25 protein-coding genes are annotated in these 21,630 nt (G+C 69.3%); 16 read left to right on the top strand and 9 right to left on the bottom strand.

The window, feature by feature from the left end; translation table 11 throughout:
- Positions 1 to 13 precede the first annotated feature (13 nt).
- On the top strand, positions 14 to 472 hold the full coding sequence (locus AC07OC_RS21300; RefSeq protein ID WP_218293137.1) for a GNAT family N-acetyltransferase: 459 nt from the start codon (positions 14 to 16) through the stop codon (positions 470 to 472).
- A gap of 35 nt (positions 473 to 507) precedes the next feature.
- Here AC07OC_RS21300 and AC07OC_RS21305 read toward each other — a convergent pair whose 3' ends face one another.
- The gene (locus tag AC07OC_RS21305) at positions 508 to 1,149 is read right to left on the bottom strand and encodes an NrsF family protein (protein WP_218293136.1); all 642 of its coding nucleotides are present in this window, start codon (positions 1,147 to 1,149) and stop codon (positions 508 to 510) included.
- Positions 1,136 to 1,780, bottom strand: a complete 645-nt coding sequence (locus AC07OC_RS21310; protein WP_218293135.1) for a sigma-70 family RNA polymerase sigma factor — start codon at positions 1,778 to 1,780, stop codon at positions 1,136 to 1,138. The genes AC07OC_RS21305 and AC07OC_RS21310 overlap by 14 nt, the downstream gene beginning before the upstream one ends.
- A gap of 207 nt (positions 1,781 to 1,987) precedes the next feature.
- On the opposite strand from AC07OC_RS21310, the gene AC07OC_RS21315 reads away from it, so the two are divergent.
- The 4 genes from AC07OC_RS21315 to AC07OC_RS21330 are packed head-to-tail and all read left to right on the top strand — an operon-like array spanning position 1,988 to position 4,366.
- Positions 1,988 to 2,275 carry a BufA1 family periplasmic bufferin-type metallophore gene (locus tag AC07OC_RS21315; RefSeq protein WP_492246353.1) on the top strand — a complete coding sequence of 96 codons (288 nt, stop codon included), beginning with the start codon at positions 1,988 to 1,990 and terminating at the stop codon, positions 2,273 to 2,275.
- Between the two features lie 4 nt (positions 2,276 to 2,279).
- Positions 2,280 to 3,125, top strand: coding sequence for an MNIO family bufferin maturase (bufB, locus tag AC07OC_RS21320; protein WP_494602142.1), 846 nt, complete (start codon positions 2,280 to 2,282; stop codon positions 3,123 to 3,125).
- Positions 3,116 to 3,883, top strand: a complete 768-nt coding sequence (locus AC07OC_RS21325; RefSeq protein ID WP_494602144.1) for an HvfC/BufC N-terminal domain-containing protein — start codon at positions 3,116 to 3,118, stop codon at positions 3,881 to 3,883. The genes bufB and AC07OC_RS21325 overlap by 10 nt, the downstream gene beginning before the upstream one ends.
- Positions 3,884 to 3,892: 9 nt before the next feature.
- Entirely contained in the window at positions 3,893 to 4,366 is a 474-nt protein-coding gene (locus AC07OC_RS21330; RefSeq protein ID WP_369641324.1) for a DoxX family protein, read from the top strand.
- A gap of 14 nt (positions 4,367 to 4,380) precedes the next feature.
- Here the strand turns inward: AC07OC_RS21330 and trxC are convergent, their stop codons facing one another.
- A complete protein-coding gene (trxC, locus tag AC07OC_RS21335) occupies positions 4,381 to 4,818 on the bottom strand; it encodes a thioredoxin TrxC (protein ID WP_218293130.1) in 438 nt (145 codons plus the stop codon).
- 206 nt (positions 4,819 to 5,024) lie between these two features.
- On the opposite strand from trxC, the gene otsB reads away from it, so the two are divergent.
- From otsB to otsA, 3 genes are read left to right on the top strand one after another with little or no spacing between them, the layout of a single operon-like run.
- The gene (gene otsB / locus AC07OC_RS21340) at positions 5,025 to 5,762 is read left to right on the top strand and encodes a trehalose-phosphatase (RefSeq protein WP_218293129.1); all 738 of its coding nucleotides are present in this window, start codon (positions 5,025 to 5,027) and stop codon (positions 5,760 to 5,762) included.
- Complete coding sequence (locus AC07OC_RS21345; RefSeq protein WP_218340545.1) at positions 5,759 to 7,564, top strand: glycoside hydrolase family 15 protein; 1,806 nt, start codon at positions 5,759 to 5,761, stop codon at positions 7,562 to 7,564. Before otsB ends, AC07OC_RS21345 begins: the two co-directional genes overlap by 4 nt.
- 48 nt (positions 7,565 to 7,612) lie before the next feature.
- A complete protein-coding gene (otsA, locus tag AC07OC_RS21350; RefSeq protein ID WP_218293127.1) occupies positions 7,613 to 8,992 on the top strand; it encodes an alpha,alpha-trehalose-phosphate synthase (UDP-forming) in 1,380 nt (459 codons plus the stop codon).
- Positions 8,993 to 9,043: 51 nt separating this feature from the next.
- Here the strand turns inward: otsA and AC07OC_RS21355 are convergent, their stop codons facing one another.
- From AC07OC_RS21355 to AC07OC_RS21375, 5 genes are all read right to left on the bottom strand, one after another.
- Positions 9,044 to 9,238 (bottom strand): DUF2905 domain-containing protein, encoded by a 195-nt coding sequence (locus AC07OC_RS21355; RefSeq protein WP_056164478.1) that lies wholly within the window; start codon positions 9,236 to 9,238, stop codon positions 9,044 to 9,046.
- Between the two features lie 106 nt (positions 9,239 to 9,344).
- Positions 9,345 to 10,220 (bottom strand): ABC transporter permease, encoded by an 876-nt coding sequence (locus AC07OC_RS21360; RefSeq protein WP_218340546.1) that lies wholly within the window; start codon positions 10,218 to 10,220, stop codon positions 9,345 to 9,347.
- The gene (locus AC07OC_RS21365) at positions 10,217 to 11,242 is read right to left on the bottom strand and encodes an ABC transporter ATP-binding protein (RefSeq protein ID WP_218340547.1); all 1,026 of its coding nucleotides are present in this window, start codon (positions 11,240 to 11,242) and stop codon (positions 10,217 to 10,219) included. The genes AC07OC_RS21360 and AC07OC_RS21365 overlap by 4 nt, the downstream gene beginning before the upstream one ends.
- Before the next feature lie 13 nt (positions 11,243 to 11,255).
- Positions 11,256 to 12,308, bottom strand: a complete 1,053-nt coding sequence (locus AC07OC_RS21370; protein WP_494602148.1) for an ABC transporter substrate-binding protein — start codon at positions 12,306 to 12,308, stop codon at positions 11,256 to 11,258.
- Between the two features lie 86 nt (positions 12,309 to 12,394).
- Positions 12,395 to 13,315: a TauD/TfdA dioxygenase family protein gene (locus AC07OC_RS21375; RefSeq protein WP_218340549.1), complete on the bottom strand. Its 921-nt coding sequence runs from the start codon at positions 13,313 to 13,315 to the stop codon at positions 12,395 to 12,397.
- Between the two features lie 195 nt (positions 13,316 to 13,510).
- Here AC07OC_RS21375 and AC07OC_RS21380 point away from each other — a divergent pair, with 195 nt between their 5' ends.
- Both AC07OC_RS21380 and eutC read left to right on the top strand, forming a co-directional pair.
- Complete coding sequence (locus AC07OC_RS21380; RefSeq protein WP_218340550.1) at positions 13,511 to 14,920, top strand: ethanolamine ammonia-lyase subunit EutB; 1,410 nt, start codon at positions 13,511 to 13,513, stop codon at positions 14,918 to 14,920.
- On the top strand, positions 14,917 to 15,732 hold the full coding sequence (eutC, locus tag AC07OC_RS21385) for an ethanolamine ammonia-lyase subunit EutC (RefSeq protein WP_494602151.1): 816 nt from the start codon (positions 14,917 to 14,919) through the stop codon (positions 15,730 to 15,732). The genes AC07OC_RS21380 and eutC overlap by 4 nt, the downstream gene beginning before the upstream one ends.
- Here eutC and AC07OC_RS21390 read toward each other — a convergent pair whose 3' ends face one another.
- Complete coding sequence (locus AC07OC_RS21390) at positions 15,733 to 16,851, bottom strand: class I SAM-dependent methyltransferase (protein ID WP_492254554.1); 1,119 nt, start codon at positions 16,849 to 16,851, stop codon at positions 15,733 to 15,735.
- 15 nt (positions 16,852 to 16,866) lie between these two features.
- Between AC07OC_RS21390 and AC07OC_RS21395 the strand changes: the two genes are divergently transcribed.
- The 6 genes from AC07OC_RS21395 (at position 16,867) to AC07OC_RS21420 (ending at position 21,603) form a co-directional block, all read left to right on the top strand.
- Positions 16,867 to 17,652, top strand: coding sequence for an SDR family oxidoreductase (locus AC07OC_RS21395; RefSeq protein ID WP_494602153.1), 786 nt, complete (start codon positions 16,867 to 16,869; stop codon positions 17,650 to 17,652).
- Positions 17,653 to 17,681: 29 nt separating this feature from the next.
- Complete coding sequence (locus tag AC07OC_RS21400; RefSeq protein WP_218293118.1) at positions 17,682 to 18,053, top strand: dihydroneopterin aldolase; 372 nt, start codon at positions 17,682 to 17,684, stop codon at positions 18,051 to 18,053.
- An 84-nt stretch (positions 18,054 to 18,137) separates the two neighbouring features.
- Entirely contained in the window at positions 18,138 to 19,076 is a 939-nt protein-coding gene (gene ttcA / locus AC07OC_RS21405) for a tRNA 2-thiocytidine(32) synthetase TtcA (protein ID WP_494602298.1), read from the top strand.
- Between the two features lie 63 nt (positions 19,077 to 19,139).
- A complete protein-coding gene (locus AC07OC_RS21410; RefSeq protein WP_494602155.1) occupies positions 19,140 to 19,751 on the top strand; it encodes a DUF4136 domain-containing protein in 612 nt (203 codons plus the stop codon).
- A 60-nt stretch (positions 19,752 to 19,811) separates the two neighbouring features.
- On the top strand, positions 19,812 to 20,450 hold the full coding sequence (locus tag AC07OC_RS21415) for a histidine phosphatase family protein (protein WP_218340554.1): 639 nt from the start codon (positions 19,812 to 19,814) through the stop codon (positions 20,448 to 20,450).
- Positions 20,434 to 21,603 (top strand): DSD1 family PLP-dependent enzyme, encoded by a 1,170-nt coding sequence (locus tag AC07OC_RS21420; protein ID WP_218293113.1) that lies wholly within the window; start codon positions 20,434 to 20,436, stop codon positions 21,601 to 21,603. The genes AC07OC_RS21415 and AC07OC_RS21420 overlap by 17 nt, the downstream gene beginning before the upstream one ends.
- The last annotated feature ends 27 nt before the right edge of the window (positions 21,604 to 21,630 follow it).

The following is a 21,630-nucleotide window of genomic DNA, read 5'->3' on the forward strand; positions in this document are numbered from 1 at the left end:
TCTCCACGCCTCCATGACCACTGTGCACATCCGCCTGGCCACCCCGGCCGATACCGACACCATCGCCCCGCTGTTTGATGCCTACCGGCAGTTCTACGAGCAGGCGCCGGACCTCGCCGGAGCACGGGCATTCATTGCGGAGCGGCTGGAGCGCGCAGAGTCGGTGATCCTGCTGGCGCAGGACGCGTCCCGGGCGGCAGTGGGCTTTTGCCAGCTGTACCCCACGTTCTGCTCGGTGGAGGCGGCGCCCATCTACACGCTGTACGACCTGTTCGTGGCCCCCACGGCGCGCAAGGCGGGCGCCGGGCGCAGCCTGCTGGTGGCCGCCGAGGCCACGGCCCGCGCCCACGGCAAGGTGCGCATGGACCTGACCACGGCGCACACCAACACCGCCGCGCAGGCGCTGTATGAATCGCTGGGATGGACGCTGGACACGGTCTTTCGCGCCTACAACAGGCGGGTGGCGGCCTGAGCGGCGGCCCGCCGCCGGGCCTGCGCCGATAGCGGCTACCAGCGCAGCAGGCGCGGCCCCAGCACGGCCCCCAGCGCCGTCGGGATGGCCATGCCCGCCAGGTACCAGACCGCCAGGAACGGCGCGGCCATCTCGGGGCAATGCAGGGCATACACCAGCGCGCCCAGCGCGCCCGCGAGCAGGCCGGCACCCGCGCCCGTCCAGGCCAGGCGCGTGGGTGCGGCACCCCTGAGGGCCCAGAAGCCCGCGGCCAGCGCAGGCACCGACAGCGCGGCGATATTGAACGGACAGGTGCGCCAGGTGCTGCCCAGGATGAGCGGCACCCGCTCCGCCGCCGTCACCTGTGACAGGGCCAGCAAGGCCAGGGCCCACAGCAGCAGCGGCGGCACCGCCAGCAGCAGCGCCGCAGGCCGCACCGCCATGCCAGGCCGGGCCATGCGGCGCAGCAGCGCCAGCCCGGCGGCGGCCAGTGCAGCGGCAAACACCAGCTTGCCCCAGAACATGGGCTGCGCCAGGGTCGCCGGCAGGTCCGGGCGCAGGCCGAACAGGCCCAGCATCAGCACCCCGGCACCGGCAATGCCCACGGCGGCGGCCACGGCAAACCGTTGCTCTATCGCGGTGGTCCGCACCGGTCCGCCATCAGCGGCCAGCAGGTGGATCAATTCATCGGTTTTCATGCCATTCCTCCTGGGACTTGCGCAAATCAGGACGCGCCAACGACCCGTCGGCCGTGGCGGGGGATTTGCGCAAGCCCTGTTTTGCGTGAGTCATATCCCTCATCCTGGCGGCCAGGGCCTTGAGCCCCCGGTGCACGCCGACCTTGACGGCCGACTCCGACAGCCCCGTGAGGCGCGCCGTCTCGATCACCGACAGACCTTCCAGCTTCACGTACTCGATCGGCAGGCGCTGCTTGTCCGGCAAGGTGCGCAGCAGCTGCCCCAGGTCGCGCCGGGCTTCGGCGGCCTCGCTGTCGCTGCTGGCAAACAGCTCGCTGGCATCGTCCAGCGGGTCGTTGCGCCCTTCCTTCACGGCGTGCGAACGCAGCCAGTCGATGAGCTTGTAGCGCGCAATCGCATGCGCCCAGGCCGTCACCGGCATCTCGGGCCGGTAGGTGTGGCGCTGGTTGTGCACCGCCAGCAATGTTTCCTGCACCAGGTCCTCCACCTCATCGGGCCGCTGCGCCAGGCGGCGGCGCAGGAAGGCGCGCAGGTGCGCGCTCAGCTCCTTCAGAAAGCGCTGGTAAGCGGCTGCATCGGCATCCAGCCCCTGCAGCAGCAAACCGCGCAGGCGCTCTTCCACAATCTCCATGGCGTCTCCCTGCAGGCAATTCGTATGCCGGGGCCAACGGGTTACAGGCACCGCAAAAAATTTTCTTGCACTGCCACCGCATTTTTTTGCGCAGCACCGTAACCGGCCCGCCGCACTGCGCGAATTACAACGCAGATCGGGCAGCTGGAATCCACCTTCGTGCAGCGCCCCGGTCGGATGCAACCCTCAACCCTTGGAGATCCCACCATGACCACACGCACCCTCAGCCTCGGCGCCCTGGCCCTTGCCGCCCTGGCCTCTGGCGCCGCCATCGCCCAGACCGCCCCGATGGACGGCGCCAAGCCCGCCATGGAGAAGTGCTACGGCGTCTCGATGGCCGGAAAGAACGATTGCGCCGCCGGCCCCGGCACCACCTGCGCCGGCACCTCGAAGATGGACTACCAGGGCAACGCCTGGAAGTTCGTGCCCGCGGGCACCTGCGCATCGATCAGGACGCCCAAGGGCATGGGTTCGCTGACACCCGCCAAGGCCTGAGGCCATGGCGCTTCCCACCGCTGGCCTGGGCCTCAAGCCCCCGCACTACGACGAGGCGCTGCGGTGCACCGCCCCCGGCCTGTGGTGGGAGGTGCACCCCGAGAACTACCTGGCCGACGGCGGCCCGCGCCTGGCCTGGCTGGAAGCCATCCGCGCGCGCCACCCCGTGGCGCTGCATGGCGTGTCCCTGTCGCTCGCTGCCGATGAACCGCCCGACACAGCGTACCTGGCCCGCCTGGCCGCACTGGCGCGGCGCGTGGAACCCGTCCTGGTGTCCGAACACCTGGCGTGGTCCCGCTGGCGCGGGCAGTACCTGCCCGACCTGCTGCCGTTTCCCCGCACGCACGCGGCGCTGCACCGCATCGCTGGCAACATCGCCCGCACGCAGGACGTGCTGCAGCGGCCCATCGCCATCGAGAATCCCACGCACTACCTGCACATCGACGGCCACGATTGGGCCGAAACCGAATTCCTGGCCGAGCTGGTGCGCCGCACCGGCTGCGGCCTGCTGCTGGACGTGAACAACGTCCATGTCAGCGCGAACAACCTGGGCTGGCGCGCGCAGGCCTACCTCGACGCATTCCCTCTGCACGCCGTGGCCGAGATTCACCTGGCGGGCCACCACGCCGACCCGGTGCATGGCAACGCCTTGCTCATCGACAGCCACGACGCCCCGGTGGCCCCCGCCGTGTGGGCGCTGTACCAACGCGTGATCGAGCGCACAGGTCCCATCCCTACCCTCATCGAGCGCGATGGCAACCTGCCCGGCTTCAGTGAACTGCTGGGCGAGCGCGACCAGGTCCACCACGCACTCATGGCCGCGCACGCCGGGGAGGCCGCATGCAGCTGACCGAATTTCAGGACGGTTTCTCGGCCGCCGTGCTCGGCACCGGCCGTGCCCCGGCCACCGCGTGGTCAGCGGCCCTGGAGGCCCAGCCCGGCTTTGCCGTGTACCGCAACACCGTGCTCAAGGGCTGCATCGACGCCCTGCAGGCCAGCTACCCCACGGTGTGCCAGCTGGTGGGCGAAGACTGGTTCCGCGCGGCAGCGGGGGTGTATGCCCGTGCGCGGCCGCCCCGTGACGGGCTGCTGATGGACTACGGCGCGGGGTTTGGCGGTTTTCTGGCCGGGTTCGAACCGGCCGCCGGGCTGCCCTACCTGCCCGCGGTGGCGCGCCTGGACCGCTGCTGGACCGAATGCCACCTGGCGGCGGATGCCACCGCCGTGGACCGTGGCTGGTGGGCCCGGCAAGCGCCCGGTGCGCTGCCCGGCATGCGGCTGCGGCCGCACCCCGCAGCGCGCTGGCCCTGGTGCGACGAACACCCCGCCTACGCCCTATGGCAAAGGCACCGCGATGGCCTGGACATCCCCACGCACCTGGCCTGGGTGGGTGATGGCGGCCTGCTCACCCGGCCCCGGGCCGAAGTGGCATGGCGCCCCCTATCGCGTCCGGGGATGGCCCTGCTGGACGCCTGTGCCGGGGGCCTGCCCCTGGAGGCTGCCGCCACCTGCGCACTGGCCACCGACCCCGCCACCGATCTTGCCGCGCTGATGGGCGCCCTGCTGGACGCGGGCGCCCTGGTCCAGCCCCCTTCACACACAGGCTGAGGAGCCCCCATGGCAACAACCACCCACTTCCCCACCGCCCCCGCCAAGGGCCCCCGCGTGCTGCTGGCACGGCTGGCCGATGCCGCCGCCCGCCTCACCCCGCACGGCCTGCTGGCCCTGGTCAACCGGGTGGCGGTGGCGGGCATCTTCTGGCGATCGGCGCGCACCAAGGTCGAGGGCTGGTTCACCCTCTCCGACAGCGCCCATGCGCTCTTCCGCGAGGAGTACCGGCTGCCCCTGATCGCGCCGGAGCTGGCTGCGCAGATGGCCACCGTGGCCGAACATGTGTTCCCTGTCCTTCTGGTGTTGGGCCTGTGCACGCGCCTGTCCGCACTGGCCTTGCTCGGCATGACGCTGGTCATCCAGGTGTTTGTCTACCCCGATGCCTGGCCCACGCACCTGTCATGGGCGGGGTTGCTGCTGTACCTGGCGGGGCGCGGCGCGGGCAAGGTGTCGCTCGACCGGGCGCTCGGAATTCGCTGACGCGTGGGCTTTTTTTAGCCCGCCGCCGTCCGCACCCAGCGCACGATGTCCGCCGCGCCGAGCGCCCCCGAGATGCGCGCCACCTCGCGCCCCTGCTGGAAGAGGATCATGGTCGGAATGCTGCGGATCGCATAGCGCGCCGCGATCGCCTGGTGCTCTTCGGTGTCGAGCTTTGCCAGGCGCACGCGCGGCTCCAGCTCGCGGGCGGCCTGCGCGAACGCCGGGGCCATTTGCCGGCATGGCCCGCACCACGGCGCCCAGAAATCGACCAGCACCGGGATGTGGCTTCGGCCCACATGGCGATCAAAAGTGTCGGCGTCGAGCGCAAGCGGCGCGCCCGCGAACAGGGGCTGGTGGCATTTGCCGCAGTCGGGCGCGCTGGCCAGGTCGGCACCTTGCACGCGGTTGGTGGTGTGGCAGTGCGGGCAGACGATGTGCAGGGCGTCGGTCATGCGGTGGACGTGGTGGGTGGAGGGGTAAGGGGATCGCTTCCTTCTGCACAGTGCGGCCAAGGCGTGGCATTTCAAGCCGCGGCCGGCAACTCTTCGCCCGGCGCAAACCCGCGCACGGCCAGTGGCAGGAAGTTACGCACGATTACCACGGCCAAAGCCCCCTTCCACGGGAGGCGGTTTAGCGCCATCTGCTAAGGTCCTGCCCCATGCAGCTGCTCCCGTTACTGACAACTGCCCATGCGCTTTTTCTCGATTTCGACGGCACGCTGACCGAGTTGGCACCGCGCCCCGAGGCGGTGCGCGTAGCCTCCGGCCTGGTTCCCACACTGGCGTCCCTGCATGCCCATCTGGGGGGGGCGCTGGCCATCGTGACCGGGCGGCCCGAGTCCGACATCGATGGATTCCTCGCGCCGCTGCGCCTGCCGCTGGCCAGCGAACACGGGGCGCAATACCGCCTGGGCGACACCTCCCACCCCGCCATCGAGCCGCCGGACCTGGCGCCCGTCCTGCAGGCCGCGCGGAACCTCGCGGCGCGGCACCCCGGCCTGCTGGTGGAGGCAAAGCGCGCCAGCGTGGCCCTGCACTACCGCCTGGCCCCCCCGCTGGAAGCGTTGTGCCACGACACCCTGGTGCGCGCGATGCAGCACCTGGACGGCGTGGAACTGCTGCGCGGCAAATGTGTCTTTGAAGTCAAGCCCCGTGGAGTCCACAAGGGCCAGGCCATCGTCGACTTCATGACCCAGCCGCCGTTCGCGGGCCGCACGCCGGTCTTCGTGGGCGACGACGTCACCGACGAGGCCGGCTTTGCCGCCGTGCAGGCGCTGGGGGGATGGGGCATCAAGGTCGGCGAGGGGCCGACCATGGCACAACACCGCTGCATGACATCCGCCGCGCTGCGCGGCTGGCTGTCTTCTGCACGCACCACCTGGGAGCGCGAACGATGAACACGCCAGCCACCGAACCCCAGCCCGGGTCCTTGAACCTGGGCATGATTGGCAACTGCGCCATCAGCGCGCTGATCGACGACCACGCCCGCATGGTGTGGTGCTGCCTGCCCCGGTTCGACGGCGACCCGGTCTTCAACGCCCTGCTGCAGCCCGGCGATGAGGGCAGCCACTTCGCCGTCGAACTGGAAGACCTGGCCTCGGCCCACCAGTGGTACGAGCCCAACACCGCGATCCTGCGCACGCAGCTGTTCGACAAGGCCGGCCACGGCATCGAGATCACCGACTTCGCCCCGCGCTTCTACAGCCGCTCGCGCTACTTCCGGCCCATGACGCTGGTACGCCGGGTGCGCCCCATCCAGGGCGCGCCGCGCATCCGCGTGGCGCTCAAGGTGCGCTACGACTGGGGGCAGACGGAACCCCGGATCACGCGCGGCAGCAACCACATCCGCTATGTAGGCGAGGGCATGACGCTGCGCCTGTCCACCGATGCGCCGGTCTCGCACGTGCTGTCGGGCCAGGCCTTCGTGCTCACGCGCGAGCACAACTTCCTGCTGGGAGCCGACGAGACGCTGGTGGAGGGCATCGCCGACACCGCCCGCCTGTTCGAGCAGGAAACCACCTCGTACTGGCGCAACTGGACCCGCGCCCTGGCCGTGCCGCTGGAGTGGCAGGACGCGGTGATCCGCGCGGCCATCACGCTCAAGCTCTCGCTGTACGAGGACACGGGCGCCATCGTGGCGGCCATGACCACCAGCATCCCCGAATCCGCCCACAGCGGGCGCAACTGGGACTACCGCTTCTGCTGGCTGCGCGACGCGTTCTTCGTGGTGCGCGCGCTCAACAGCATCTCCGAGGTCGGCACCATGGAGGACTACCTGCGCTGGCTCAGCAACGTGGTGGTGGAAGGCGGCGACGGCCACATCCAGCCGCTGTACGGCATTGGCCTGGAGCACGACCTGCCCGAAAGCCTCGTGCCCCAGCTGGCGGGCTACCGGGGCATGGGCCCCGTGCGCGTGGGCAACCAGGCGGCCGAGCATTTCCAGCATGACGTGTACGGCAACATCGTGCTGGGCGCGGCCCAGGCCTTCCACGACCACCGCCTGCTGCACCGCGCGGGCCTGGCCGAATTCACGCGGCTGGAGCAGGTGGGCGAGAACGCGGTGCGCGTCTATGGCCAGCCCGATGCGGGCATGTGGGAGCTGCGCACGCGCGCCCGGGTGCACACCTCGTCCGCGCTGATGAGCTGGGCGGCCTGCGACCGGCTGGCCAAGATCGCCGCCACCCTGCAACTGGCAGACCGCGCCAGCCACTGGCAGCAGCATGCGGACCGCATGCGCGCCGAGATCCTCGACAAATCCTGGTGCGAAGCGCGCCAGGCGTTCGCCGAGAGTTTTGGCGGCCATGAACTCGATGCCAGCGTGCTGCTGATGGCCGAGGTTGGCCTCATCGACCCCAGGGACCCGCGCTTCGTGAGCACCGTGGAGGCCATGGAAAAGAGCCTGTGCGACGGCCCCTACATGCGCCGCTACGAGGCGGCCGACGATTTCGGCAAGCCCGAGACCGCCTTCAACATCTGCACCTTCTGGCGCATCGACGCGCTGGCGCGCATCGGCCGCAAGGCCGAGGCCCGCGCCATCTTCGAGACCATGCTGGCCGCGCGCAACCCGCTGGGCCTGCTGTCCGAAGACACGCACCCCGAAACGCGCGAGATGTGGGGCAACTTCCCGCAGACCTATTCGATGGTGGGCGTGATCAACGCCGCCGTGCGCCTGTCCGCGCCCTGGGACAGCGTGATTTGAGGCCGTGTCCGACAGGCGGCGCCCCCCAACCCCGTCGATGATCGGGGGATGAGCCGCCTCGTCGTCGTATCCAACCGCATCGCAGACCCCCGCAAACCCGCAGCCGGGGGTCTGGCCGTGGCACTGGGCGACACCCTCAACCGCACGGGCGGCCTGTGGTTTGGCTGGAGCGGCAACATCGCGGAGGCGGGCACGCCCGGCGAAGGCGAGCTCCAGACCCGCCAGGCGGGCCCCGTGACGCTCGCCACCGTGGACCTGTGCCGCGAAGACCATGACACGTACTACCACGGCTACAGCAACAGCGTGCTCTGGCCGGTGTTCCACTACCGGCTGGACCTGGCGGACTTCAACACCCGCTACATCGCGGGGTACCGGCGCGTGAACCAGATGTTCGCGCGCAAGCTGCTGCCCCTGCTGCGCGACGACGACATCATCTGGGTGCACGACTACCACCTGATTCCGCTGGCCGCCGAGCTACGTGCCATGGGCTGCAGGCAGCGCATCGGCTTCTTCCTGCACATCCCCATGCCGCCGCCGCTCATCATGGCGGCCATCCCGCAGCACGAATGGCTGATGCGCTCGCTGTTCGCCTACGACCTCGTGGGCCTGCAGAGCGAAGCCGACGTGTCGCACTTCACGCGCTACGTGCGCAACGAAGGCAGTGCCGAGGAGGTGGATGCCCAGCGCCTGCGCGCCTTTGGCGCCACGGTGCACGTCAAGGCCTTTCCCATCGGCATCGACGTGGACGAGTTCACGCGCCTCACGCAGGCCCCCGACGCGGTGGAAACCTACGAGAACATGCGCGACGAGTACTCGCGCCGGCGCCTGCTGCTGGGCATCGACCGGCTGGACTACTCCAAGGGCATACCGCACCGCGTGCGCGCCTACCGCGAGCTGCTCGACCGCTACCCCGAGAACCGCAACAGCGCCACCATGATCATGATCGCCTCGCCCTCGCGCGACGACGTGCATGCCTATGCCGACCTGCGCCAGGAGCTGGAGGGGCTGTGCGGCGCGGTGAACGGCGACTATGGCGAGCTGGACTGGATGCCGGTGCGCTACATCCACCGCATGGTGGCGCGCAAGCGGGTGCCGGGGCTGTGCCGCGCCGCCGCCGTGGGCCTGGTCACGCCGCTGCGCGACGGCATGAACCTGGTGGCCAAGGAATACGTGGTGGCGCAAGACCCGGACGACCCGGGGGTGCTGGTGCTGTCCCGCTTCGCGGGAGCGGCCGAGCAGCTCAAGGAAGCGCTGCTGGTGAACCCCTACGACACCCAGGGCATGGCCGACACCATCCAGCAGGCGCTGCAGATGCCGCTGGCCGAGCGCCAGGCACGCCACCAAAAGCTCATGGCCCGCATCCGCGAACATGACGTGCACTGGTGGCGCAGGTCGTTCCTGCAGGCGCTCCAGGCGGCAGGCGACTGAAGCCGCCACGCGCGGCGGCACATTCTGCCCCGGTGCGCGTGCCGCAGGGGGTCAGAGCAACTTCGTGAGCAGGCTCACCACAAAGCTCAGGAGCAGCGTCGACGCCAAGGGCACGTCCCAGTCCCGGCCCAGCCAGCGAAAGCGCAGGTCGCCGGGCAGGCGGCCAAACCCCATGCGCCTGAGCAGGGGCGACAGCCAGCTCAGCAACATCAGAGCCAGGAAGATGACGAGAAGCCAGCGGATCATGCCCACAGTGTAGGGCTGCAGGCCCGGTCGCCCCCCCCACGGCGCAGGCATGCGGCGTGCCCTCACGGCATCCCGCGCCGCGAGCGCCGGGCTGGCGCCGACCCCTTCAGCGCTGCACGCCCCAGCGCCGCACCGTCAACCGTTCCAGCGTGTGGAAACCCAGGCTCTCCACCGCCAGGCCGATCAGGATCACCAGCACCAGGCCCCCGAACACCTTGTCGGTGTAGAGCTCGTTGCGGTTCTGGAAGATGTACCAGCCCAGCCCGCCTTTGCCCGACGAGGCGCCGAACACCAGCTCGGCCGCGATCAGCGTGCGCCAGGCAAAAGCCCAGCCGATCTTCAGGCCCGACAGGATAGACGGCAGCGCGGCCGGCACCAAGATCTGCAGCACATAGCGGATGCCGGTGAGGCCGTAGTTGCGGCCGGCCATGCGCAAGGTCTCGGGTACGGACTGGAAGCCCGCGTAGGTGTTGAGCGCCAGCGGCCACAGCACCGAGTGGATGAGCACGAAGACCAGGCTGCCCTGCCCCAGGCCGAACCACAGCAGCGCCAGCGGCAGCAGCGCGATGGCCGGCAAGGGGTTGAACATGGAGGTCAGCGTGGACAGCAGGTCGCGCCCGAACTGGGTGGACACGGCCAGCGTGGTGAGCACGAAGGCCCCGAGGATGCCCGCGAGGTAGCCCTTGAGCAGCACCGACAGCGAGATCGCAGTCTTGCCGATCAGCTCGCCCGACGCCAGTCCTTCGACCAGCGCCCTGGCGGTCTGCAGGAAGGTGGGCAGCAGCAGGTCGTTGTCCTGCCAGCGCGCCACCACCTCCCACAGCACGGCCAGCACCGCCAGGATCACGAGCTTGCGCACAAAGGCCTGCTGCCAGATGCGCGCCGTCAGCGGCAGGGGCAACACGGGCGCGATACCGCCCAGCGGCTCCAGGCTGCGCTCGAACTCGGGGCGCACGGGAGGGGTCAGCAGGGAGGCACTCATACGGAAATCTGGAAGGGCAGCGAACCCGCAGGCCGCTGTGGGGGAATGAGCGGCACGCCACCACGGCGGCCAGGTGCCAGAGCTTCGGCATCGGCCTGTACCGACCCCGGCACGGCACCGGCGGCGGGTTCGTCGAACAGCAGGCGGTGGATGCGCTGGGCCGTGGCCTGGAACTCGGTGCCGCCCAGGCTGTGCAGGCCGAACTGGTGGCTGTTGACCTCGGCGCGCAGCCGCCCCGGATGCGGCGAGAGGATGGCGATGCGGTTGCCCACCACCAGTGCCTCTTCGATGGAGTGCGTGACGAAGATCAGCGTGAAGCGGAACTCGTCCCACAGCGAGAGCAATTCCTCCTGCATGCGCCGGCGCGTGAGGGCGTCGAGCGCGGCAAAGGGTTCGTCCATCAGCAGCACCTGGGGCTGCATGGCCAGCGCGCGCGCAATGGCCACGCGCTGCTTCATGCCGCCCGAGAGCTGGTGCGGATGCACGTCGGCGAACTTGGACAGGCCCACCTTGTCGATGTACAGAGCCGCGCGTTCGGCCGCCTCCTTGCGGCCCACGCTGCGCGAGGCCAGCAGCGGGAACATCACGTTGTCGCGCACGGTCTTCCACGGCGGCAGCTGGTCGAACTCCTGGAACACCACCACCCGGTCGGGCCCGGGCCGCGTGACGGCGCGGCCATCCAGCAGGATCTGGCCCTCGCTGGGCGCGATGAAGCCGGCGATCGACTTGAGCAAGGTGGACTTGCCGCAGCCCGAGGCACCGAGCAGCACGAAGCGGTCGCCCGCAAACACGTCGAAACCCACGCGGTGCGTGGCGCGCACCACGCGCTCGCGCGTGCGGTAGTCGATGCTCACGCCCTGCACCTGCAGCAAGGCGGCGTTGGGGCGGGTGGGCGCGGCGGAGGCACGGCCCTCGCCCATGGCCCAGCCCAGTGCCAATGCCTGCGCCTCGTCCTCCAGCGCATTGCGTTCGCTCTGCAGCGGCGGCGAGAAGGGGCCCATGCGGAGGGTGTGCTCGCTCATGCCCGAGACTCTCTCAGTTGCCCGACGCCGTGTGCGCGTCTTCGAAGAAATAGTCCTTGAGCGCGGCCGGCTGGTTCTTGATGGCACCCACGCGGTGCAGGAACTGGCCCATGCCCAGCGTGTTCTCGGGACGCACCTTGAACTGCACCTCGGGGTTCTGGATGATCTTGAGCAGCAGGCCCCGGTCGGTATTGCCGCCCGACACCTTGAGGTAGATGTCGGCCGCCTTCTCGGGGTTGGCGGCGACGAACTTCGCGGCCTCGTCGAGCGCATCGACGAAGGCCTTGTAGGTCTTGGGGCTCTCGGCGCGGAACTTCTCCGTGGCGTAGAGCACGGTGGCCGATGCCGGGCCGCCCAGCACGTCGTACGAGTTGAGGACGATCTTCGCCTTGGGGTTGCCGGCCAGTTCCTGCTCCTGGAAGGGCGGGTTGCCGAAGTGGCCCGTGATCTCGGTGCCGCCCTTGATGATGGCGGCCGCCGCATCGGGATGCGGCAGGGCCACCTGGTTCTTGTCCAGGCGGTTGAACTCCTTGTCGCCCCAGAGCTTGGCCGAGGCCATCTGCAGCACGCGCGACTGCACCGAGACACCGACGGCCGGCAGCGCGATGCGGTCCTTGTCGGTGAAGTCGGCAATGGTCTTCACGGCCGGGTTGTTGCTCACCAGGTAGTAGGGGAAGTTGCCCAGCGAGGCCACGCCCTTGACGTTCTGGCGGCCCTTGGTGCGGTCCCACAGCGTGAACAGCGGGCCGACGCCGGCACCCGCGATGTCGATGTTGCCCGACAGCAGCGCATCGTTGACGGCCGAACCGCCCGACAGCTGCAAAAACTCGACCTTGATGTCCACGCCCGCGGCCTTGCCGTGCTTCTCGATGAGCTTGTTCTCCTGCGCCACGTTGAGCAGCAGGTAGACGATGCCGAACTGCTGCGCGATGCGCAGCTGGCCTTCAGCGGCATGGGCAGTAGCGCTCAACCCGCCGGCCAGCAGCAGGCCCGTGGCAGCGAGCCACGCGGCGGTCTTGCGGCCGAGGCTTCGGCGGTCAAAACGGTGGTGGGTGGAGGTGGTCATGGAAGTCCTTCAAATCAAAAATCAAACAAAATATGGCCTCAGCGCTTATCCAACAAGCGCTGACAGCTATTAAAAACAGAGCAAACTCAGAAAGGCAGGTCGCCTTCGATCGTGGTTCTGTACAGCTTGCGGCGTTCGGTGTCTGGCGTGCCCGCCGCCAGGTGCATGACAGACCGGTTGTCCCAGAACACCAGGTCGTGCGGCTGCCACGGGTGGCGGTAGGTGAACTCGGGGCGCACGCTGGCGGCGAACAGCTCGGCCAGCAGGGCCTGGCTTTCGTCCTCGGGCAGGCCGACGATGCGCGTGGTGAAGTGCTCGCTCACGAACAGGGCCTTGCGGCCCGTCTCGGGGTGGGTGCGCACCACGGGGTGGATGGAGGGCGCCACCTCGGCGATCTGCGCCTGGGTGAGCTTCGGGCGCCAGGGGCTCCTGGCGCGCAGTTCTTCGTACTTGGCCAGGTAGCTGTGCTCGGCCTGGAGCGGCGCGATGCGCGCCTTCAACGCTTCGGGCAGCGCATCGTAGGCGGCATGCTGGTCGGCGAACAGGGTGTCGCCGCCTTCGCCCGGCAGCTCCTGCGCGTGCAGCAGCGAGCCCAGGCTGGGCTTGTCCTTGTACGACAGGTCCGAATGCCAGTAGTGGCCCGCGTCGCCCAGGCCGATGGGCTGGCCGGCCGCATCCTTGATGTTGGAGACGATCAGGATCTCGGGGTGGTCCGCGAGCTGGAAGTTCTTGAGCACGTGGATCTGCAGCGGCCCGAACAGGCGGCTGAAGTCGATGTGCTGCTGCGGCGTGATGCGCTGGTCGCGGAACACCAGCACATGGTGGTCCAGGTGCGCGCGGTGGATGCGCGCGAAGTCCTCGCGGCCCAGCGGGCGCGACAGGTCCAGGCCCAGCACCTCGGCCCCCAGCGGGCCGGCAGAGCCCGCCACAGTGCGGATCACCAGACCTTGCGGTGGCGCGTCGCCATCGGTGGCGGAAAGGGACGGGAATGACGGAACAGCCGACATGGGAGCCTCGTGGGGAATGGGGACAGGCGTGCCCCGAGGTCTGCACTCTAGGCCGCGTTGCTTATTCAGGGAACGAAGGTTTTCTCAGTTGTTAACAACCAAAACAGCTAACGTGCCCTGTGGCTCCCACCCGCTATGGCGCTCTGCGGCACGCACATGCCATCATCGCCACCGGGCCCACTTCCATCCTTGCCGATGCCTGCGACCTACCACCACACCGTCAGCGGCCAGCGCTGGTCGTTCTGCGACCTGCGCGAGGTGATGGCCAAGGCCACGCCCGCGCGCTCGGGCGACACGCTGGCCGGCATTGCCGCAGGCTCGGCGGTGGAGCGCATGGCCGCGCGCATGTGCCTGGCCGACGTGCCGCTGGCGCGCTTCCTGAACGAGGCGCTGGTGCCCTACGAGAGCGATGAGGTCACGCGCCTCATCATCGACACGCACGACGCGGCGGCTTTTGCGCCCATCGCCCACCTCACCGTGGGCGGGCTGCGTGACTGGCTATTGGCAGCTGACACGGCCGCCCTGACCGCCGTGGCACCGGGCCTCACGCCCGAGATGGCGGCCGCCGTGAGCAAGCTCATGCGCAACCAGGACCTGATCGCCGTGGCGCGCAACTGCCGCGTGGTCACGCGCTTTCGCAACACCCTCGGTCTGCCCGGCCACCTGGCCGTGCGCCTGCAGCCCAACCACCCGACCGACGATGTGCGTGGCATCGCGGCGTCGATGGTCGATGGCCTGCTGTACGGCGCGGGCGACGCGGTGATCGGCATCAACCCGGCGACGGACAGCATCGCTGCCCTCACGGGGCTGGTGCACATGCTGGACGACGTCATCACCAAGCTGCAGATTCCCACGCAGTCGTGTGTGCTCACGCACGTGACGAACACGGTGCAGATGATCGAGCAGGGCGCGCCGGTGGACCTGGTGTTCCAGTCCATCGCAGGCACCGAGAAGGCCAACACCGGCTTCGGCATCAACTTGGCGCTGCTGCGCGAAGCACGCGAGGCGGCCCTGTCCCTGAAGCGCGGCACGGACTTTGGCGATGGCCGGGGCGACAACGTGATGTATTTCGAGACCGGCCAGGGCAGCGCGCTGTCGGCCAACGCCCACCATGGCGTGGACCAGCAGACCTGCGAGGCCCGGGCCTACGGCGTGGCGCGCGCGTTCTCGCCGCTGCTCACCAACACGGTGGTCGGCTTCATCGGCCCGGAGTACCTGTACGACGGCAAGCAGATCATCCGCGCCGGCCTCGAAGACCATTTCTGCGGCAAGCTGCTGGGCGTGCCGCTGGGCTGCGACGTCTGCTACACCAACCATGCCGAGGCCGATTCGGACGACATGGACACGCTGATGACGCTGCTGGGCGTGGCGGGCGTGGCCTTCATCATGGGCGTGCCGGGGGCGGACGACATCATGCTCAACTACCAGAGCACTTCCTTCCACGACGCGCTGTACCTGCGCGAGGTGCTGGGTCTGCAACGCGCGCCCGAGTTCGAGGCCTGGCTGCAGCACATGCACCTGGCCGATGGCGCGGGCCGGCTGCTGCCTGCCGCACAGCAGCAGGCCGCCATTGCGCAGTTGCGGCAGATCGGGATGCGGAGATGAGCGAGCCGGCCCCTATCACCGGCCCTCTGCCCGACCCCTGGGATGACCTGCGCGCCCACACCGCCGCGCGGCTGGCGCTGGGCCGCGCGGGCACGGCCGTCCCCACGCGCGAGCTGCTCCGTTTTGGCCTGGCCCACGCGCAGGCGCGCGATGCCGTGCACCTGCAGCTCGGCGCGGAGGCGCTGGCGGCACAAATCAGGGCGCTGGGCTGCAGCACGCTGCAGGTGGCCAGCGCCGCACCCGACCGCGCCACCTACCTGCTGCGGCCCGACCTCGGCCGGCGGCTTGGCGATGCGGATGCGGAGCGGCTGCGCGGTCTGGGGGACGGCCACACACCCTGCGACCTGCTTGTGGTCGTGGCCGACGGGCTCTCGTCCCTGGCCGTCGAACGCAACGCCATGCCCCTTGTGGAAACCATCGTGCGCACCGCGCCGCAGGGCTGGCAGATCGGTCCGGTGATCGTCGCCACCCAGGCCCGCGTGGCGCTGGGGGACGAGGTGGGCGCGCTGCTGGGCGCACGCATGGTCGCGGTGCTGATCGGCGAACGCCCGGGCCTGAGCTCGCCCGACAGCCTGGGCATCTACCTCACCTGGCACCCGCAGGTGGGCCGCAGCGACGCCGAGCGAAACTGCATCTCCAACGTGCGGGCCGAGGGGCTGGCGCCGTCGGCTGCCGCAGCCCGCCTGTGGTGGCTGTGCCAGGAGGCCCGGCGCCTGGCCCTGACGGGCGTGGGCCTGAAGGACCGCAGTGATGGCGTGGTGGTGGGAAACGCGGCAGGCAAGGTGTTGCCCGGCGGGCCCGCCGCGGCCTGACTACAGCCGGTGCGACCGGTCCCCGTGCACGAACCCCACGGGCTCCCACGCCTCGCCCGCGCCGAGGGCCAGCACCTTGAACAGCTCGCCCATTTCATGTTCCATGATCAATTTGGCCGCTATCGCCCGCTGTGCTTGCGGTAGTTGCTCCATTTTTTGCAGCAACCCGCAGTTGATGAGGAAGTGCGCCTGCGTGGTGTAGCCCAGCACGTTCAACCCGGCCTCCTGCGCGGCCAGGGCCATGGCGGTGAAGTTGACATGGGCGGTGATGTCCTTGCGCCCCACTTCCACCAGCGGGTCGCCATCGGCCTGGTGGCCTTGGTGGCACATCACGGTGCCCATGTGGCGCTGGGGGTGGTAGTACTCGCTCTCGCCAAAACCGTAGTCCAGCAGGAAAGCCGCGCCGCGCGTGAGCCGGTCGGCCAGCGTGCGGATGAAGCCCTCGCCCTGGGTGTGGATCTCGGTCAGGTAATCCTGCGGGCCGTCGATGTCGACGGGCGGGCGCAGGCCGGTGGGGACGTCGGCCCAGGCAAAGCTGCCGTCAGCCTGCACCACCACGCCGCGCTCGTGCCACGCCCCATTCTGCTGGCCGCCGTGGCGGGCGAGCAGTTGCACGGGCATGGCATCGAGCACTTCGTTGCCCACCACCACGCCGCTGAATTGGTCGGGCAGTGCATCCACCCAGCGCAGCTTGTCGGCATGCGCCACCAGCTTGGCCTGCTGGCGAGCCCGCAGGCTGCCCGACAGATCGACGATGGTGTAGCGCCGCACCTGGTCGCCCAGGGCATCCAGCAGTTGCAGCGCCAGCGCGCCTGAGCCCGCGCCAAACTCCCACACCTCGGAGGTACCAGTCTGCGCCAGGGCCTCGCCCACCTGCACGGCCAGCGCCTGGCCGAACAGCGGGGTCATCTCAGGTGCGGTGACGAAGTCGCTGCCGGACTCGGGCATGGCGCCGAACTTGGTGGAATCGTTGGCGTAATAGCCCAGGCCCGGGGTGTACAGGGCCAGCGCCATGAAGCGGTCAAAACCCAGCCATCCACCCTCGGCGGCAATGGCCTGGGCAATGTGCTGGTGCAGGGCGGTCGTTAAACTGTCGGGTCTTTGGGTCACGGCCCGCATTGTCTCCCACCCCACATGTCCCACCCCGCCCCCGCACGCACCGTTCTGGTCACAGGCGCCGCCAAGCGCCTGGGCCGCAGCATTGCGCTGGCCCTGGCGGCGGGGGGCTGGCAGGTGGCGGTGCACTACCGTTCATCCAAGCAGGATGCTATCGATACCGTAGCTGCTTGCGCACAACTGACAAGCGCCAGCGCCCATTTTGACGCTGATTTCGAGGACGAGGCCGCCGTGCGTGGCCTGCTGCCCCGCGTGGTGGCGCACTTTGGCGGCGTGGATGCGGTGGTCAACAGCGCCTCGCTGTTTGAGCACGACAACGCCGCCACCTTTGGCTTTGCCGCGCTCGAAAAGCACCTGCGCAGCAACACCGCCGCCCCCATGCTGCTGGCCCAGGCGCTGCACCAGCACGTGGCCGACCGCGTTGCCAAGGGCGAGGCCGACGCGCAGGGCGCCGTGGTCAACTTGCTGGACCAGAAGCTCTGGAACCAGAACCCCGACTTCGTGAGCTACACGCTGTCCAAGGCGGCGCTCGAAGCCGCCGGCACCATGCTGGCGCTGGCCCTGGCACCGCGGGTGCGCGTGGTCGGCGTGGCTCCCGGCCTCACGATCACGAGCCACATGCTGGCGCAGGAAAAGTTCCAGCAGCTGCATGCGCTGAGCCCGCTGGGCCGATCGTCCACGGCCGAGGACGTGGCCGCGACCGTGAAATTCGCGCTGGAGAACCGCTCGATCACCGGCACCACGCTGCTGGTCGACGGCGGCCAGCACCTGATGAAGTTCGAGCGCGACTTCTCCATGATGTGAGCACATGCTCACGCAGAAAGCATCCATCCATGAACAACGCCGCTGGCACCCAGATCCTCACGCTCACCGGACTGCGCTTTGACGCCAACCTGGGCATCCTGTCGCATGAGAAGACGACGCCGCAGCCCATCCAGGTGGATGCCGAGCTGAGCCTGGGCGTGCAGCCGCTCACGCCGCGCGACGACGACATCCTGCATGTACTGGACTACCGCAAGGTGCGCCAGATCATCATCGACGAATGCCGGGCCGAACATGTGAACCTGCTCGAGAGCCTGATCGGCAAGCTGGCCCACCGCCTCATGCAGCTGCCCGGCGTGCTGGGCGTGCGCGTGAAGATCGCCAAGCTGGAGATTTTTGATGACTGCGAAGTGGCGATTCGCGTAGAGACAGGACAGTGGTGAGGTGACCCCATGAGCGCAGCAACGATGACGATGACGACAGCAACTCACCCCGGTGCCCAGACCCGGCCGGATTCCACCTGGGCCATGGCGGACGTGCCCGAGGCCGCCGCGCCCGCGGTGCCAGAGGCCGGCGCTCCGGCACGACTGAAGATCGAGCGCGAAACCCACAAGCTCGAGAAGCGCCTGTGCCGCGAGGTCGGCAAGGCCATCGTCGACTTCAACATGATCGAGGAAGGCGACAAGGTGATGGTCTGCATGTCCGGCGGCAAGGACAGCTATGCCCTGCTCGACATCCTGCTCAAGCTCAAGGCGCGGGCGCCCATCCATTTCGGCCTGGTGGCCGTCAACCTCGACCAGAAGCAGCCCGGCTTTCCCGAGCACGTGCTGCCCGAGTACCTCCGGAGCACCGGCGTGCCGTTTCACATCGAGAACGAGGACACGTACAGCATCGTCAAGCGCCTGATCCCCGAGGGCAAGACCACCTGCAGCCTGTGCAGCCGCCTGCGCCGGGGCATCCTGTACCGCGTAGCCGACGAGCTGGGCTGCACCAAGATCGCGCTGGGCCACCACCGCGACGACATCCTGCAGACCCTGCTGCTCAACATGTTCTTTGGCGGCAAGATGAAGAGCATGCCCCCCAAGCTGGTGAGCGACGATGGCAGGCACGTGGTGATCCGCCCGCTGGCCTACGTGGCCGAGAAGGACACCGCCCGCTGGGCCGCGCACCGCGACTTCCCCATCATCCCCTGCAACCTGTGCGGCAGCCAGGAGAACCTGCAGCGCAAGCAGGTGGGCGAGATGCTGCGCGAGTGGGAGAAAAAATTCCCCGGCCGCGTGGAGAACATGTTCAACGCCCTGCAGAACGTGGTGCCCTCGCACCTGCTCGACGGCGGCCTGTACGACTTCAAGAATGCCAAGGCCACGGGCGTGGCGAACGAGGACGGCGACAAGGCCTTCGACAAGGAGGAGTTCTCGGCGCCGTCGCCCTCGCTGCCGGGTGTGCAGGTGGTCCAGCTGTCGTGAACCTCCCGGGTGCCGCAGCACTCTGACGGGAATCCCTTTTCCTTCCGCCCAGGAGGCTTCACCATGACGCGCCGATGGATTTCCACCCTGTTCCTGCATGCGGCCGCGGCCGTCCTGATGGGCTGCAGCAGCGCCCCCCGGATCGTCGAGGGCCAGGTGCAGAGCTTTTCCACCCTGGCGGCCCTGCCCACGCCCGCCACCTACCGCATCGAGCGCCTGCCATCGCAACAGACGCCGTCGTTCGACCCGATCGCCACCCTGGCTGACCAGGCGCTGGCGCGCGCGGGCCTGCAGCGCGACGAGACCGCCCCCCGGCTGCTCGTGCAGATCGGCGCCCACGCCGACGCCGTGCCGCGCCACGACCCCTTCCGTCCGTACGGCCCCTACGGCCCCTATCCCTGGGGTTTTGGCGGCTGGTACGGCCGGGGCTGGGGCATGCAGGGCGCCTGGCGGTTCAGCGAACCCACGCCCCTGCACCGCCGCGCGGTCAGCATCGTGCTGCGCGACGCGGCCACGCAGGCCGTGGTGTACGAGACCTCCGCCGTGCACGAGGACGTGTGGGTGAGCGACCCGGCCGTCTATGGCGTGCTGTTCGATGCCGCGCTCAGCGGATTCCCCAAGCCGCCCGGCGGGGTACGCCAGGTGCGGCTGCCGCTGGCGCCGCCCGCGCCCTGAAGAACGCTCACCAAACACTGTTTCATTTCCGCCCGCCCGCCCACACACACCGCCACCTGCATGCACGCCACCCGCATCGTCGCCATCCGCCACGGCGAAACCGCCTGGAATGTGGACACCCGCATCCAGGGCCACCTGGACATCCCCCTCAACGACACCGGCCTGTGGCAGGCCGACCAGGTCGCCCGCGCCCTGGCGGGCGAGCCGATCGCCGCCATCTATACCAGCGACCTTCAGCGCGCCCACGCCACGGCCCAGGCCGTGGCCCGCGCCACCGGTGCGCCCCTCACGGCGGAGCCCGGCCTGCGCGAGCGCAGTTTCGGGCATTTCCAGGGGCGCACCTTCGCGCAGATTGAGGCCGAGCTGCCCGAAGATGCCCTGCGCTGGCGCAAGCGCGATCCGCACTACACGCCCGAGGGCGGCGAATCGCTGGTGGCGCTGCGCGAGCGCATCGAGCGCACCGTGACGGCCCTGGCCCAGCAGCATGTGGGCGAGCAGGTGGTGATGGTGGCGCACGGCGGTGTGCTGGACGTGCTGTACCGCCTGGCCACCCGCCAGGACATCCAGGCGCCGCGCACCTGGCAACTCTCCAACGCGGCCATCAACCGGCTGCTGTGGACCCCGGATGGCCTGACCCTCGTGGGTTGGGCCGACACCCAGCACCTGGACAACGCAGCGCGCGATGAAACCCATTCCTGACGCCCTCCAGGCCACCGTCGGCCTGCGGGTGGACCTGATCGACACCCCCTCCCTCGTCATCGACCTGGACGCCATGGACCGCAACATCCAGCGGATGGCCGACTTCGCGCGCAAGCACCAGGTGCGCTGGCGCCCCCATGCCAAGCTGCACAAGAGCGCCGAACTCGCGCTGCAGCTGCAGCGCGCGGGCGCCCAGGGGGCATGCGTGCAGAAGGTCGCCGAGGCCGAGGCCCTGGCGGCGGGCGGCGTGGACGACATCACCATCACCAACCAGGTCATCGCCATGCCCAAGCTGCACCGCGTGGCACGGCTGGCGGCCCTGCTGGCGGCACGGGGGGGCCGCCTGGGCCTGGCGGTGGATCACCTGGAGGGCATCGAACGCCTGAACGAGGCGATGGCGCAATCCGGCAGCGACGCGGGCATCGACGTGCTGGTCGAGATCGACGTCGGCCAGGGCCGCTGCGGCGTGCCGCCGGGCGAGGCCGCCGTGCCGCTGGCACTGGCCGTGGCGCGCAGCCCCCGCCTGCGTTTTGCGGGGCTGCAGGCCTACCACGGACGTGCCCAGCACCTGGCCAGCACGGTGGGCCGCAGGGAGGCCATCGCCGCCGTGGTGCGCGCCGCGGAACACACGCGCCAGCTGATCGAGGCCGCCGGCGTGCCCGTGCCGCTGGTCACGGGCTCGGGCACCGGCACGCTGGTGCACGAGGCGGCCAGCGGGGTGTTCGGCGAGCTTCAGGCGGGATCCTTCCTGTTCATGGACGCTGACTACGCGCGCAACGAACGCGAACCCGCGCAGCCCCCGTTCGAGCATGCGCTTTTCATCAAGACCCAGGTGGTATCGGTGCGCGACACCCATGCGGTGTGCGACGCGGGCCACAAGAGCCACGCCATCGACTCCGGCCTGCCCACCGTGGCCCTGCTGCCCCCGGACCGCGCGCTGCGCTTTTCCAATGGAGGCGACGAACACGGCGTGCTCCACGCCGATGGCCCCAAGGCCCGCCTGCCCGCGCTGGGCCGCATGCTGTGGCTCATCCCGGGGCACTGCGACCCCACGGTGAACCTGCACGACTTCATGACCGGGGTGCGCGGCGGCCTGGCCGCGGGCGTGGTCGAGCGCATCATCAGGGTTGATGCCAGAGGCGCATTGACCTGATTGGGGCAAGAATGCTGCGGCATGAGC

This window comes from Acidovorax sp. GW821-FHT10E04 (genome assembly GCF_059415185.1).

Coding starts and splice junctions, on each gene's coding strand:
- AC07OC_RS21345 (WP_218340545.1), top strand. CDS start 5,759: ATGAACACGCCAGCCACCGAACCCCAGCCCGGGTCCTTGAACCTGGGC.
- AC07OC_RS21395 (WP_494602153.1), top strand. CDS start 16,867: ATGTCCCACCCCGCCCCCGCACGCACCGTTCTGGTCACAGGCGCCGCC.
- AC07OC_RS21410 (WP_494602155.1), top strand. CDS start 19,140: ATGACGCGCCGATGGATTTCCACCCTGTTCCTGCATGCGGCCGCGGCC.
- AC07OC_RS21355 (WP_056164478.1), bottom strand. CDS start 9,238: ATGATCCGCTGGCTTCTCGTCATCTTCCTGGCTCTGATGTTGCTGAGC.
- eutC (WP_494602151.1), top strand. CDS start 14,917: ATGAGCGAGCCGGCCCCTATCACCGGCCCTCTGCCCGACCCCTGGGAT.
- AC07OC_RS21300 (WP_218293137.1), top strand. CDS start 14: ATGACCACTGTGCACATCCGCCTGGCCACCCCGGCCGATACCGACACC.
- bufB (WP_494602142.1), top strand. CDS start 2,280: ATGGCGCTTCCCACCGCTGGCCTGGGCCTCAAGCCCCCGCACTACGAC.
- AC07OC_RS21330 (WP_369641324.1), top strand. CDS start 3,893: ATGGCAACAACCACCCACTTCCCCACCGCCCCCGCCAAGGGCCCCCGC.
- AC07OC_RS21390 (WP_492254554.1), bottom strand. CDS start 16,851: ATGCGGGCCGTGACCCAAAGACCCGACAGTTTAACGACCGCCCTGCAC.
- AC07OC_RS21375 (WP_218340549.1), bottom strand. CDS start 13,315: ATGTCGGCTGTTCCGTCATTCCCGTCCCTTTCCGCCACCGATGGCGAC.
- AC07OC_RS21325 (WP_494602144.1), top strand. CDS start 3,116: ATGCAGCTGACCGAATTTCAGGACGGTTTCTCGGCCGCCGTGCTCGGC.
- AC07OC_RS21370 (WP_494602148.1), bottom strand. CDS start 12,308: ATGACCACCTCCACCCACCACCGTTTTGACCGCCGAAGCCTCGGCCGC.
- AC07OC_RS21360 (WP_218340546.1), bottom strand. CDS start 10,220: ATGAGTGCCTCCCTGCTGACCCCTCCCGTGCGCCCCGAGTTCGAGCGC.
- trxC (WP_218293130.1), bottom strand. CDS start 4,818: ATGACCGACGCCCTGCACATCGTCTGCCCGCACTGCCACACCACCAAC.
- AC07OC_RS21400 (WP_218293118.1), top strand. CDS start 17,682: ATGAACAACGCCGCTGGCACCCAGATCCTCACGCTCACCGGACTGCGC.
- AC07OC_RS21365 (WP_218340547.1), bottom strand. CDS start 11,242: ATGAGCGAGCACACCCTCCGCATGGGCCCCTTCTCGCCGCCGCTGCAG.
- AC07OC_RS21315 (WP_492246353.1), top strand. CDS start 1,988: ATGACCACACGCACCCTCAGCCTCGGCGCCCTGGCCCTTGCCGCCCTG.
- ttcA (WP_494602298.1), top strand. CDS start 18,138: ATGGCGGACGTGCCCGAGGCCGCCGCGCCCGCGGTGCCAGAGGCCGGC.
- otsB (WP_218293129.1), top strand. CDS start 5,025: ATGCAGCTGCTCCCGTTACTGACAACTGCCCATGCGCTTTTTCTCGAT.
- otsA (WP_218293127.1), top strand. CDS start 7,613: ATGAGCCGCCTCGTCGTCGTATCCAACCGCATCGCAGACCCCCGCAAA.
- AC07OC_RS21305 (WP_218293136.1), bottom strand. CDS start 1,149: ATGAAAACCGATGAATTGATCCACCTGCTGGCCGCTGATGGCGGACCG.
- AC07OC_RS21310 (WP_218293135.1), bottom strand. CDS start 1,780: ATGGAGATTGTGGAAGAGCGCCTGCGCGGTTTGCTGCTGCAGGGGCTG.
- AC07OC_RS21420 (WP_218293113.1), top strand. CDS start 20,434: ATGAAACCCATTCCTGACGCCCTCCAGGCCACCGTCGGCCTGCGGGTG.
- AC07OC_RS21380 (WP_218340550.1), top strand. CDS start 13,511: ATGCCTGCGACCTACCACCACACCGTCAGCGGCCAGCGCTGGTCGTTC.
- AC07OC_RS21415 (WP_218340554.1), top strand. CDS start 19,812: ATGCACGCCACCCGCATCGTCGCCATCCGCCACGGCGAAACCGCCTGG.